The sequence below is a fragment of the Stenotrophomonas africana genome (assembly GCF_013004645.1).
Classification (GTDB): domain Bacteria; phylum Pseudomonadota; class Gammaproteobacteria; order Xanthomonadales; family Xanthomonadaceae; genus Stenotrophomonas; species Stenotrophomonas africana.
On the sequence record NZ_JABEME010000007.1, the window covers coordinates 76,570 to 89,679 of the forward strand.

At 67.4% G+C, this 13,110-nt stretch carries 11 protein-coding genes; 4 read left to right on the forward strand and 7 right to left on the reverse strand.

Annotation, left to right across the window (positions count from 1 at the left end; all coding sequences use genetic code 11):
• Positions 1-6: 6 nt before the first annotated feature.
• Positions 7-552, reverse strand: a complete 546-nt coding sequence (locus tag HLA98_RS13415) for a thioesterase family protein (protein WP_057500605.1) — start codon at positions 550-552, stop codon at positions 7-9.
• 69 nt (positions 553-621) lie between these two features.
• Between HLA98_RS13415 and HLA98_RS13420 the strand changes: the two genes are divergently transcribed.
• From HLA98_RS13420 to HLA98_RS13430, 3 genes are all read left to right on the forward strand, one after another.
• Positions 622-1,197 carry a TetR/AcrR family transcriptional regulator gene (locus HLA98_RS13420; protein WP_057500604.1) on the forward strand — a complete coding sequence of 192 codons (576 nt, stop codon included), beginning with the start codon at positions 622-624 and terminating at the stop codon, positions 1,195-1,197.
• Between the two features lie 52 nt (positions 1,198-1,249).
• Complete coding sequence (locus HLA98_RS13425) at positions 1,250-1,633, forward strand: nuclear transport factor 2 family protein (protein WP_057500603.1); 384 nt, start codon at positions 1,250-1,252, stop codon at positions 1,631-1,633.
• 254 nt (positions 1,634-1,887) lie between these two features.
• Entirely contained in the window at positions 1,888-2,406 is a 519-nt protein-coding gene (locus tag HLA98_RS13430) for a hypothetical protein (protein WP_057500645.1), read from the forward strand.
• A 46-nt stretch (positions 2,407-2,452) separates the two neighbouring features.
• On the opposite strand, the gene HLA98_RS13435 is transcribed toward HLA98_RS13430, so the two are convergent.
• The 6 genes from HLA98_RS13435 to hutI form a co-directional block, all read right to left on the reverse strand.
• Positions 2,453-4,564 (reverse strand): TonB-dependent receptor family protein, encoded by a 2,112-nt coding sequence (locus tag HLA98_RS13435; protein WP_057500602.1) that lies wholly within the window; start codon positions 4,562-4,564, stop codon positions 2,453-2,455.
• A gap of 189 nt (positions 4,565-4,753) precedes the next feature.
• Positions 4,754-6,190 (reverse strand): serine hydrolase domain-containing protein, encoded by a 1,437-nt coding sequence (locus HLA98_RS13440; RefSeq protein WP_057500601.1) that lies wholly within the window; start codon positions 6,188-6,190, stop codon positions 4,754-4,756.
• Positions 6,191-6,378: 188 nt separating this feature from the next.
• Positions 6,379-8,046 (reverse strand): urocanate hydratase, encoded by a 1,668-nt coding sequence (gene hutU / locus HLA98_RS13445; RefSeq protein WP_057500600.1) that lies wholly within the window; start codon positions 8,044-8,046, stop codon positions 6,379-6,381.
• Positions 8,043-8,897, reverse strand: coding sequence for an N-formylglutamate deformylase (hutG, locus tag HLA98_RS13450; protein ID WP_057500599.1), 855 nt, complete (start codon positions 8,895-8,897; stop codon positions 8,043-8,045). The genes hutU and hutG overlap by 4 nt, the downstream gene beginning before the upstream one ends.
• On the reverse strand, positions 8,894-10,435 hold the full coding sequence (gene hutH / locus HLA98_RS13455) for a histidine ammonia-lyase (RefSeq protein ID WP_057500598.1): 1,542 nt from the start codon (positions 10,433-10,435) through the stop codon (positions 8,894-8,896). The genes hutG and hutH overlap by 4 nt, the downstream gene beginning before the upstream one ends.
• Positions 10,432-11,655 (reverse strand): imidazolonepropionase, encoded by a 1,224-nt coding sequence (gene hutI, locus HLA98_RS13460; RefSeq protein WP_057500597.1) that lies wholly within the window; start codon positions 11,653-11,655, stop codon positions 10,432-10,434. The genes hutH and hutI overlap by 4 nt, the downstream gene beginning before the upstream one ends.
• Before the next feature lie 67 nt (positions 11,656-11,722).
• On the opposite strand from hutI, the gene HLA98_RS13465 reads away from it, so the two are divergent.
• A complete protein-coding gene (locus HLA98_RS13465) occupies positions 11,723-13,093 on the forward strand; it encodes a formimidoylglutamate deiminase (RefSeq protein ID WP_057500596.1) in 1,371 nt (456 codons plus the stop codon).
• The last annotated feature ends 17 nt before the right edge of the window (positions 13,094-13,110 follow it).

The following is a 13,110-nucleotide window of genomic DNA, read 5'->3' on the forward strand; positions in this document are numbered from 1 at the left end:
GGCGCGTCAGGCATCGTCCTGCTTCAATGCCGCATCGGCGGCCAGCAGCGCCTCGGCGGCTGCACTGAGCGGCGGCGAGGGTGGGGCGACCACGCCGATCGCTTCCATCATCTTCGGCATGCCCAGGAACTGGCGCGCGCGACGGTCGTAGATGCCGGTGACCAGCAACGCACGGGTGGCGATCTTCTGCTCGGGCCCGATCAGCACGCGCTGCTCCATGATGCCGCGCGAGCCGACCCAGCCCACCAGGCGCGTTTCCAGGGTGAAGCGCTGGAACGGCTTGAGTTCGCGGCGGAACTGGATGGTGCCGGCACCGACGATCGGTGCCCACTTCTCGCGCAGCGCCACCCGGCCCAGGCCCATGCGCAGGATCAGGTCCAGCCGGCCCAGATCGAAGATGTTCCAGTAGCGGCCGTTGGTCATGTGCAGGTTGCTGTCCAGGTCGTTGGGCAGCACCCGGAACTGCAGGCGCGAGACCCCGAATGGGGACTCCAGCTTTGGCCGGAACAGACTGCACAGCAGCAGGTGGAGCAGGCGGAACCAGAGATTCATGGTTATGACGACTGTTATAGAATCGCCGGTACGCTAATCTATGACGACTGTCCTGGCAAGGAGCCCGCCGTGAGCCCGCGACCCTCTGATGCGCCTCAACGCGTGATTGATGCTGCGGCACAGATGCTGGCGCGCGTGGGTCTCAATGCCACCAGCATCCGTGAGGTGACCAAGCTGGCCGAGGCACCGCTGGGCTCCACCTATCACCACTTTCCCGGCGGCAAGCAGGAGTTGCTGGCGCGCGCCACCCACATGGCCGGCGACAAGGTGGAGGCGCTGCTGGTGGAGCTGCTGGACGGCGGCGCAGTGCAGGGCCTGCAGCAGTTCCTGGCGATGTGGCGCGAGCGTTTGCTGCGCTCCGGGTTTCGTGCCGGCTGCCCGGTGCTGGCTGCTGCCGTGGAGGAACCGGTGGAGGCGGTGCCCAGCCAACCGCGGGCGGCCGCTGCGGAGGTGTTCGTGCGTTGGCAGGGCCATCTGGCCGCAGCGTTCGTCGCCGATGGCCACGACCCGGCCGCCGCGGGCGGGCTGGCCAGTCTGGTGATTGCCAGCGTGGAGGGTGCGGTGGCGATGAGCCGCGCACTGCAGGACATCGCTCCGTTCGACCAGGTGGCCGCGCAGTTGCTGAAGGCCACCGCGCCTCCTTGATCCGGCGGCACGCTCGCGGGAGACTCGGCGCAGGCCCTGACCGGACGCCGCCATGGACGAATCGCACTGCCGCTACCTGATCGAGCACTACCTGCAGGCCTACAACCGCTTCGACATCGACGCCATGCTGGCGGTGCTGGCGCATAACGTGCGTTTCGAGAACCACAGCGGCAGCCAGCTGACGATGGTCACCGAAGGCATCGATGCCTTCGGCGAACTGGCACGGCAATCGGCGCCGTTGTTCCGCGAGCGCGAGCAGCGGTTGCTCGAGCTGACCTTCAAGGATGGCGTGGCGCTGGCCAGCATCGGCTGGCGTGGCGTGTTCGCGCAGGACATTCCCGAGGGTCCCAGCGCGGGCACGGAACTGGCACTGCAGGGACACAGCGAGTTCGCTTTTGAGGATGGTCGCATCGTGCGGATCGTCGACCGCAGCTGATGATCGATGGCCTCGGCCCGGCGTCTGGACAGCGGCCCCGACCGCGGTAGAATCCGCGCAACACCGCCCACGCGTGCCCGGCAAGGATGTCCGCATGCTGTATCAGGTTCTTGAGCTTCCAGGCTCCACGGGCTGTAGCGGCGCATGTGGATGGCCGAGCTCGGTTTTTCGTTCCTGGCCTGCCCTGCGCTATGATCCGCGCCAAGGCCAAGGTATGTGGCCGGCTGTCAACCACCACGAATGAGGAAAAGCGCATGGACGTCGCTACACACCGCAACAGGATGTTGTTTCGTTGGATCATGGTGACGCTGCTGGCAGTACTGATGCCGTTTGCGGCACTGGCGCAGCCCGCAGCCGGGCAGGCCGATGGCGCCGAAGCCGCCACTGCCGCGGAAGAGGCGCAATGCCGCGCCTGCAGCTATGAGCGTATCGGGCACAAGGTCGATATCGGGCTGGTTGCACTGGTGTCGCTGCTGGTGGTGGGCCTGCTGGTAGCGGCGTCCCGCGAGTGGGGCACCACCTCGCAGCGCTGGACCTGCCGCACGCTGGCTCTGTTGCTGGTGGGGGTCGGTGTGGCATTGCTGTGGTGGGCTGGCAGCGTCGTCTACCTGGGCTACAACCCGTGGCAGGAAATGGCCGCCCCTGTCGATGGTTCGCTTACCTCGACACTGCTCAACACCTCACCGAAGTGGCTGGCGGCGCTGGCGTTGATTGGTTTCGCACCTTCCATCTGGAAGCGCAGCGAGCGCCTGCCGGCCTGGCGTATCGGCTGATCCTGGAACGACGGCGCCGGATCACACCCGGCGCCGCCTGCGGTCATCAGTCAAAGCGCCAGCGCACGCCCGCATAGACGCCACGCCCATCGCCCGGGGTCGAGCGCGCGACATCCTTGCCGGCGTCGTCGTAGCCCGGCGTGACCGTGGCGGCGTAGTGGCGGTTGCCGAGGTTGCGCATCTCCGCCCAGGCCTGCCAGCGGCCACCGGGTGCGTCGTAGCCGATGCGGCTGCCGAAGATCACGTGGCTGTCGGCCCAGTAGCTGTTGGCGTAGTCCACTGCGATGCGCGAGACGTATTCGGTATTGAGCGCGGCGTACAGGCCGGATGCATGATCGAAGCGCAGCTCGGCTTGATACGCGTGGCGCGGCAGGCCGGGCAGGCGGTTGCTGCCGAAACGCGCGTCGTGGCGGTAGCGGAAATCGCTGAAGGTGTACGCCTGGCGCAGCGACAAACGGCCCGGTGCAGCCTGCCACAGCGTGCTGTCCAATCCGGCTTCGATGCCGCGGTGCACGGTGGGGCTGGCGTTGTTCTCGGCGATGAACAGGTTCGGCACCGGTTGCAGTTCGACGCTGAGCAGTTCGTGGTTTACGTGCGCGTAGTAGCCGGCCAGTTCCCAGCGACCCAGCACCGCGTCACCGCGCGCACCCAGTTCCAGCGTGGTGGCTGTCTGGTTCTGCATCGGCACCGGCGCGCGCTGTCGGCCGGTGGACGGGCCATTGCCCGGCCCGAAGTACTGGTTCGAGCCCCAGATCATCGACCACGGATGCGGCGCTTCCACCGACCGGCTGAGGTTGCCGAACCACTGCGTCTGCGCGCTGTGCTGCCAGGTGAAACCCAGTCGCGGCGCGTAGTCCCAGTCATGGTCGCGCAGGCGGCCGCCGCTGCTCGGCCAGGTCACCTGCACCTCGCGGCGGGTGTTGATCAGTGCCAGCCCGGTCTGCATGCGCAGGCGGTCATTGAAGGCGAGGGTATTGCTGACGTGCAGCGTGCTGTCGGTGCCGTGGTGGCGGAAGTCACGCGTGCGCGTGCCGGCAGCGTAGCCGTTGCTGGCAAAACGCAGCGACTCGCGTACATCGGCGTCCAGATCGTGGGTGACGCGCAGGCCGACCGTGGTCTCGCTGTCCAGGCCGAACAGCCGGTGGCGGCGGCGATAGTCCAGCGTGGCGTTGAGGTTGGCGTAGTCCAGCTGCTGCCGGTACAGGCTCTCGTTCAAGTCCATCGGGTACGTGTGATAGACCAGCCCGGCCTGCAATGAGGAGTCCTCATCGATCTGCAGCGTGGTGACGTTGCCCACCCAGGTGCTGCCCGGCTGCGGGCGACGCGCATCGATGGCCAGGTTGGCCGCGTTCGCGGCATGTGGATCGTTGCGGATCTGATCGCGGGTGAGGCGACCGGGTGTTTCGTGATTGGTTTCGCGGTAGCGCACGAAGAAGCGCGTCTGCAGGTCGGGCGTGATCTGCCAGCCGATGTTGGCCATCGCACCCTTGCCGTCGCCGCGTGCATGACGCTGGTAACCGTCGAATTCGGTATCGGTGTAGGCCAGGAAGTAGTCGGCATCACCACTGACGCCGCCCCAGCTGACGCCGCGCTTCTGGTAGCCACGGCTACCGGCTTCGTAATGCAGCTGCACGCCCGCCGAATCGCGACCGCTGCGGCTGACGTAGTCGATGGCACCGCCCAGCGCGAGCGCGCCGCGCTCGAAGCCGTTGGCGCCGCGCAGCACTTCGACGCGCGACAGCCACAGCGGTTCCAGCAGCTCGTAGGGCGTGCCGCCCGGGCCGGTCAGTGGCAGACCGTCGATCGACACAGCGATGCCCGAGGCGTGCGCGCCCGGACCGCGGTTGATGCCCGAGCCACGGATCGAGATCTTGGTGCCTTCGTTGCCCGGAGACTGCGCGCTGATGCCAGGCTGGTAGGCCAGCACATCGGCACTGCTGGACAGTCGGCTGTCGGCCTTGGCCACGTCGATGACGTTGCTGGCGCCGGGCACGCGCTTCAGCACCTCGCGCGCCTGGGCGCTGGCATCGGTGGCAGCGGTGACCTGCACGGCATCCAGCGTGGTGGCCTGCGGGGCCGCAGCGGCGGTGGAAGCTGGGCCGAGGGAACCGGCCAGGAACAACAGTGATCGGGTGGGACGGTACGACGAGAGCGACATGCGGGAATGCTGTAAACCACGAAAGTGGTGCGCAAGTTAACAGGTCGATGGCCCCCACGTCACCCTCCACCTGCGTATGGCCACCTGTGGTGGCCCTGTAGAGCCGAGCCCACGCTCGGCTATCGCGCGCAGCGCGGGTTCTCTGCGATCGCCACGAAGAGCAGCCGAGCATGGGCTCGGCTCTACGGTTTACCGCGAAGGCTTCGCCAGCGCCTTGGCCTTCGCGTACAGCGCCTTGGCAATATCTGCATCGCCCAGCGCCGCATGGCATTCGGCCAGGCTGTCCCACGCGTTGGCCGAATCCGGATACAGCTCGGCGTTGAGCGCGAACACCTTCAGTGCCTTGCGTGCACCCAGGCTTTCGCGGATGGCGTAGCCATCGGCATTTATCGCGCGTTCCAGTTCGCCGGTGGGAACGCCATTGCTGTCGCGCAGCCAGCTATGCATCAGCGGTTTCGCATCGGCGCTGTCATCCAGCGCGTAGCCGATCAACCGCTCGGACAGCACAGCGTGCGGAAACTCCTGTGGCGCGGCCACCGCCATCGCGCTCTCCACCAGCGTGCTGGACCAGGCATTGCGGGCGCTGCCGTTGGTCAGGTACACGAATACCCAGTAGCCACTGGCCAGCGTGCCCTTGTAGGCCAATCGCGCACGTACACGGGTGCCACCATCGTGACCGACCTGGGTGTAGCCGTCGCTTCGGGTGGTGTCCCAGCCGGTGGAGAAGAAATTGCTGCCGCCACCGGCCAGTTTCTGCGGCTGCCAGAGTGTTTCCAGGGTCGCCGTGCGCAGCAGCCTGCCAGTCGCCAGCGCCTGCAGGAAACGGTTCATGTCACCCACGGTGGTCTGCAGATCGGCATGGCCCCAACCGTAGTCTGGCCAGGGATCTTCATTGGCCGGCTGCAGCTGGCCGTCCTTGCCGATGTAAGGCACCGCCGCGCGCGTGGCTGGCACGCTGGTAACGCCCCATGAGGTGCTGGTCATCTTCAGCGGCTGCAGGATGCGTTCGCGCGCGATGGCCGGGTAGGGCTTGCGGTAATGCGCTTCCAGCAACGCGGTCAGCACCAGGTAGTTGGCCTGGGTGTACTGCACGCGGCTGCCGGTGGCGAACTGCATCGGTGTCGCGCCGGCCACCTTCAGCGCAGCGCCAAGGTCAGGCGCTACACCGAGGTAGCCCTTGCTCACCCAGCGGTTGTTCACGCGGCCGTAGTACTCACCGATACCTGAGCTGTGGTTGAGGAAATCGCGCACGTGGATCGCCTGCCATGCTGTGGGCAGGTCCGGCACATAGCGGCTGGCTGGTGCATCCAGATCTACTTTGCCCTGATCCACCAATTGCATCACCAGCGTGCTGGTCAGCAGCTTGGCCATCGACTGCGCGGCGAAGATAGTATCGACGGTGACCGGTGCATGGGTAGCGGGATCACGTTCACCGCTGGCGCCCTGATAGAGCACCTGGTCGTTGTGTGCGACCAGTACCGCCTGGCCGGCGATGCCGTAGCGTTTACGGTTGGTCTGCAGCTGGGTGTCGAGCTGGGTAGAGAGAGCGACGGGGACGTCACGCGCCGAAGCGGACGGAATCACCAATAGCGTGCAGAGCAATGCGGCAGCGAACGTGCGGTACATCGCGGTGATCCATCAGCGGTGATGGCGCATGTTGGTCAGCGTCGGAGACTGGGTCAAGCATGCAGAGCCGAGCCCATGCTCGGCAGCCTTCCGGTCAGGCGTCGTGACCCCGGAAGCATTGAGCCGAGCATGGCTCGGCTCTACAGGTGCCTTGCGGTAGTGCCGGCCCCTGGCCGGCACCTCTGTGATCAGCCGAGAATTCCCGGCAGATCCAGCCCCTTCTCCTTCGCACACTCCACCGCGATCTCATACCCCGCATCGGCATGGCGCATCACGCCGGTGGCCGGGTCGTTCCACAGCACACGCCCAATCCGCTTGGCTGCCGCCTCGGTGCCGTCGCAGACGATCACCATGCCGGCGTGCTGCGAGAAGCCCATGCCCACGCCACCACCGTGATGCAGCGACACCCAGGTCGCGCCGCTGGCGGTATTGAGCAGGGCGTTCAACAGCGGCCAGTCGGACACCGCATCGGAACCATCGGCCATCGCCTCGGTTTCGCGGTTCGGCGAGGCGACGCTGCCGCTGTCCAGATGGTCGCGGCCGATCACCACCGGCGCCTTCAGTTCACCGTTGGCGACCATCTCGTTGAACGCCAGGCCAAGTCGATCACGATCACCCAGGCCGACCCAGCAGATGCGCGCTGGCAGGCCCTGGAACTTGATCTTCTCGGCGGCCATGTCCAGCCAGCGGTGCAGGTGCGGGTTGTCCGGAATCAGTTCCTTCACCTTGGCATCGGTCTTGGCGATGTCTTCCGGATCGCCGCTCAGCGCGGCCCAGCGGAACGGGCCGATGCCGCGGCAGAACAACGGGCGGATGTAGGCCGGCACGAAACCGGGGAAGTCGAAGGCATTGGCCACGCCTTCCTCCAGCGCCATCTGCCGCAGGTTGTTGCCGTAGTCCACGGTCGGCACGCCCAGTGCGTGGAAGCCGAGCATGGCGCGGATGTGGTTGGCCATCGACGCGCGCGCAGCCTTCTCCACTTCCTTGGGGGCGGAAACGCGCTTCTCATCCCACTGCTCGACGGTCCAGCCCTGCGGCAGGTAGCCGTTCACCGGGTCGTGCGCGGAAGTCTGGTCGGTCAGCAGGTCCGGCTTGATGCCGCGCGCCAGCAACTCAGCCAGCACATCGGCGACGTTGCCGAGGAGGCCCACCGACGTCGGCGTACCGGCCTTGCAGGCGTCGTCGATCAGGCGCAGCGCTTCGTCCAGATTGTCGGTCCAGGTATCCAGGTAACCGGTGCGCAGGCGCATATCGATGCTGCTCTTGCGGCACTCGACGGCCAGGCAGGAGGCGCCGGCCATCACGGCAGCCAGCGGCTGTGCGCCGCCCATGCCGCCGAGGCCGCCGGTAAACAGCCACTTGCCGGTCAGGTCGCCACCGAAATGCTGGCGACCCATTTCCACGAAGGTTTCGTAGGTGCCCTGCACGATGCCCTGCGCGCCAATGTAGATCCAGCTGCCGGCGGTCATCTGGCCGTACATGGCCAGGCCCTTCTTATCCAGCTCGTTGAAGTGGTCCCAGTTGGCCCAGCGCGGCACCAGGTTGGAATTGGCGATCAGCACGCGCGGCGCATCGGCGTGGGTGCGGAACACGCCCACCGGCTTGCCCGACTGCACCAGCAGGGTCTGGTCGTCGTCCAGGCGCTTGAGCGTTTCGACGATCGCATCGAAGCTCTCCCAGTCACGCGCGGCGCGGCCGATGCCGCCGTACACCACCAGTTCCTGCGGCCGCTCGGCCACATCCGGGTGCAGGTTGTTCATCAGCATGCGCAGCGGCGCTTCGGTCAGCCAGCTCTTGGCGTTCAGCGTGGTGCCGGTCGGCGCGGCGATGGTGCGGGACGGGTCGTTGCGGGTCATGCGGCGCTCCGGTTCGTAGCGAATTCAAGGCAGGCATTGAGCACCTGCGCCAGGGTGTGGCGCAGCGGTGCGGCGTGGTCGGGGTCGAGCGGCGTGGGCCAGCTGTGCTCGTCCACCTGGTCTGGCAGGGGTTCGTGCATGTAGCCGCGGCAGGCCAGCTCCATCTGCAGGCTGTGCACGCCGCCGGCGATGTTGCTGTAGTGGCGGGTGATCCAGCCGCCCTTGAAGCGGCCGTTGCGCACTTGGCTCATGCCACTGATCTTCAGCAGGTTCTCCACCACATCGCTCAAGGCGTTGTCGCAGGACGTGTCCGGCGCGCCAGACGGGCCGGCGGTACCCAGGTTGAACTGCGGCAGTTCGCCGTCGAACAGGTGCGGAATATGTGAGCGGATCGAATGTGCGTCGTACACCACCACCGTGCCGAACTTGGCGCGCAGGCGGGTGATCTGCGCGGTCAGCGCATCGTGGTAAGGCAGGAAATACGTGTCGCGACGCCGCGCGATCTCGGCGTCATCCGGTTCGCGCCCGGCGTGGTACAGCGGCTGGTTGTCGAAGGTGGTCAGTGGGCACAGGCCGGTGGTGTTCTGGCCCGGATACAGCGACACGCCGCTGGGATCGCGGTTGAGGTCGATCACCGAACGCGAGATCGCCGAGCGCACCGTGGTCGCCCCCATGCCGCGCACGAAGTCGTACAGATCGTGTACCCACCAATCGGCGTCACGACGGGCCAGCCACGGCGAGTGGTAGTCGCCCATCAGCTCATGCGGCAGCTCGCTGCCGGTATGCGGGAAGCTGACGATCAACGGGGCATCGCCCTCATGCACCGTCAGCCATTCGGGGTGGGCATTCATGCCTGCGGCTCCACGGTTGGCAGCAGCTCCGCCAGGCCCTGCGCCAGCGCGCCGCTGCGCACCAGATTCGTGGCGGTCACCATGTCCGGATGGAAGTAGCGGTCTTCTTCCAGTGTCGGCACCTGCGCACGCAGGGTGGCGCGCACGCTTTCCAGCGCGGCACTGGAGCGCAGCGGGGCGTGGAAGTCGCAGCCCTGTGCTGCGGCCAGCAGTTCGATACCGATCACGTTGGCGGCGTTCTCGGCCATCTGCATCAGGCGGCGTGCGCCGTGCGCGGCCATCGACACATGGTCTTCCTGGTTGGCCGAGGTCGGGATTGAATCAACGCTGGCCGGGTAGGCGCGCTGCTTGTTTTCCGAGACCAGTGCAGCCGCGGTCACCTGCGGAATCATGAAGCCGGAATTCAGGCCCGGGCGCGGGGTCAGGAACGCCGGCAGGCCGGACAGCGCCGGGTCCACCAGCATCGCCAGGCGGCGCTCGCTGATCGAGCCGATCTCGCACACCGCCATCGCCAGCATGTCGGCGGCGAAGGCCACCGGCTCGGCGTGGAAGTTGCCGCCGGACAGTGCTTCGCCGGTGTCGGTGAACACCAGCGGATTGTCGGAGACGCCGTTGGCTTCGATTTCCAGCGTGGTCGCGGCCTGGCGCAGGATGTCCAGCGCCGCGCCCATCACCTGCGGCTGGCAGCGCAGGCAGTACGGGTCCTGCACGCGCACATCGTTGTCGCGGTGCGATTCGCGGATGTCCGACCCCTGCATCAGCGTGCGCAGCGTGGCCGCAGTGGCGATCTGCCCGCGCTGGCCGCGGATGGCATGGATGCGCGGATCGAACGGGGTATCCGAGCCCTTGGCAGCTTCCACCGACAGCGCGCCGGTGACCAGCGCGGCCTGGAACACGGTCTCGATCTCGAACAGGCCGGCCAACGCATAGGCGGTGGAGAACTGGGTGCCGTTGAGCAGCGCCAGGCCTTCCTTCGCGCCCAGTTCGATCGGCTGCAGGCCGGCACGTGCCAGTGCGTCGGTTGCGGGCAGGCGCTCGCCGCCGATGAAGGCTTCGCCCACGCCCAGCATCACGCTGGCCAGGTGCGAAAGCGGGGCCAGGTCACCCGAGGCACCCACCGAGCCCTGCGCGGGCACCACCGGCAGCACGCCCTTGACCAGCATCGCTTCGAGCAGCAGCAGGGTTTCCTCGCGGATGCCCGAAGCCCCCTGCGCCAGGCTGACCAGCTTCAGCGCCATCATCAACCGCACCACGCTGGCCGGCATCGGCTCGCCTACGCCGGCGGCATGCGAGAGCACGATGTTCCGCTGCAGGGTGGCCAGGTCTTCGCGCTCGATGCGCACGCTGGCCAGCTTGCCGAAGCCGGTGTTGATGCCATACACCGGCGCGCCCTTGGCGACGATAGCGGCGACCGTCGCAGCACTGGCGCGCACCACCGGCAGCGCGGCCGGGTCCAGTGCAAGCGGCGCACCGCGATAGACCTGCCGCCACTGGGCAAGAGTGACATGGCCGGGGCGAAGAACCAGGGTGTTGCTCATGTGTTGCTCCAGGAGGCAGGCAGGTCGGGCTGTCCGCGCACCACGCGCGCGTGCAGCGGGTTGAATCCAATGCGATAGACCAGGTCGGCGGGCGCGTCGATGTCCCAGATCGCCAGGTCGCAGTCCAGGCCTACGGCCAGGCGGCCGATGCGCTCGCCATGGCCCAGCGCGCGCGCCGCTTCACGGGTGAAGCCGGCGATGCACTCGTCCACCGTCAGGCGGAACAGGGTGGCGCCCATGTTCATCGCCAGCAGCGGGCTGGTCAGCGGCGAAGTGCCCGGGTTGCTGTCGGTGGCCAGCGCCAGTGGCACGCCGGCCGCACGCAGCGCAGCGATCGGCGGCAGGGTGGTATCGCGGGTGAAATAGAAGGCACCGGGCAACAGCACGGCCACGGTGCCGGCGGCGGCCATCGCGGCGATGCCGGCATCGTCCAGGTGTTCGATATGGTCGGCCGAGAGGGCACCGAAGCTGGCGGCCAGTTCAGCACCATGCTGGTTGCTCAGCTGCTCGGCGTGGATCTTCACTGCCAGCCCGTTGGCGCGTGCCGCTTCGAAGACCTGCCGCGCCTGCGCCGGCGAGAAGGCGATGTTCTCGCAGAACACATCCACCGCTTCGGCCAGGCCTTCGGCAGCGATGGCCGGGATCATCACGTTGGACACCTCCTCGGTGTACTCCTGTGCTTCGCGGCCCGGCGGAATCGCGTGCGCACCGAGGAAGGTGGTCACCACGTTGACCCGGCATTCTTCGCCCAGCGCGCGCGCGACCTGCAGCTGCTTGCGTTCGTCGGGCAGCGTCAGGCCGTAGCCGGACTTGATCTCGAGGGTGGTCACGCCCTCGGCGCGCATCGCCAGCAGGCGCGGCCGGCTTTCGCGGGCGAGCTGTTCCGGGGTGGCAGCGCGAGTGGCGCGCACGGTGGATACGATGCCACCGCCGGCTCGGGCGATGTCGGCATAGCTGACGCCCTGCAGGCGCTGCTCGAACTCGTTGGCGCGGTTGCCGGCGTAGACCAGGTGGGTGTGGCAGTCGATCAGGCCCGGCGAGATCCAGCGGCCTTCGCCGTCGATGCGGGTGGTCGGCTGCAGGTGGGCGTCGCTGCCGGCTGGCCCGACATGGACGATGCGGCCGCCGGCGCAGGCCAGCACGCCATCGCGGATGACACCCAGCCCTTCGCCATCGAGGGTGATCAGGTGAACGTTGGACCAGAGGGTATCGACGTGCATGGCATCCACAACGCGGCTGTGCTTATATGTCTATACAATATAGGCGTCCATTTCGGGTTGTCCAGCCATGTCCGATTCGCGTTCCCCGCACTGTTTCCATGCCGCCCACGCCCTGCTGGCCCACGGCTGGGCCCGCGATGTCCGCCTGCAGGTGCAGGACGGCCGCATCTCGGCGATCAGCGCGGGGCAGGGCGCCCAGCACGGCGACACCCGGGTCGGCATCCTGGTGCCGGGCCTGCCCAATCTGCACAGCCACGCCTTCCAGCGCGGCATGGCCGGGCTGACCGAGATCGGCGGCGGTGACGGTGACAGCTTCTGGAGCTGGCGCGAGCTGATGTATCGCTTCCTGGCCCATCTGCGCCCCGACGCGGTGCAGGCCATCGCCGCCCAGGCCTACATGGAAATGCTGGAAAGCGGCTTCACCCGCGTCGGCGAATTCCATTACCTGCACCACGATGCCGATGGTTGCGCCTACGCCAACCGCGCCGAGATGAGTGCGCGGATTGCCGCCGCCGCCGACCAGACCGGTATCGGCCTGACCCTGCTGCCGGTGTTCTATGCACATGCCGATTTCGGCGGGGCGCCGCCGAATCCAGCGCAGCGTCGCCTGATCCACGACGTGGACGGTTTCGCGCAGCTGCTGGATGCCGCGAAGCCGGCATTGGCCGCGCTGCCCGACGCGGTGCTCGGCATCGCACCGCACAGCCTGCGTGCGGTCACCGGCGAGGAACTGAGCGCCCTGCTGCCGCTGACGGATGGCCCGGTACACATCCATATCGCCGAGCAGGTGCGTGAAGTCGAGGCCTGCCAGGCCTGGAGTGGCCAGCGCCCGGTGCAGTGGTTGTACGACCATGCGCCGGTCGATGCGCGCTGGTGCCTGGTGCATGCCACCCACATCACCGATGACGAGCGCGCGGCCATCGTGGCCAGCCAGGCCGTGGCCGGCCTGTGCCCGATCACCGAGGCCAATCTGGGCGACGGCCTGTTCCCGATGCAGGCGTTCGCGCGCGAGGGCGGGCGCTTCGGTGTCGGTTCCGATTCCAATGTGCTGATCGATGCAGCTGAAGAACTGCGCCTGCTTGAATACGGCCAGCGGCTGACCCTGCGCGGTCGCAACGTGCTGGCGCCGGATGCCACCCGCAGCACCGGTCGCTTCCTGTTCGAAGGCGCACTGCACGGTGGTGCACAGGCGCTGGGCGTGGCCGCTCGCCTGCAGGTCGGTGCCAGTGCCGATCTGGTCGAACTGGATGCCGCACACCCGGCGTTGCAGGCGCGGCAGGATGACGCATGGCTTGACAGCTGGGTGTTCGCCGCACGTAATGGCGCGCTGCGATCGGTCTGGCGCCATGGCCGCCAATGCGTGGCCGAGGGCCGCCACCTGCAACGCGAGGCGATCACCACCGCCTTCGCCGCTGCGCTGAAGGGCGTGCTGGGCTGATCGCCTCCCGCCACAGA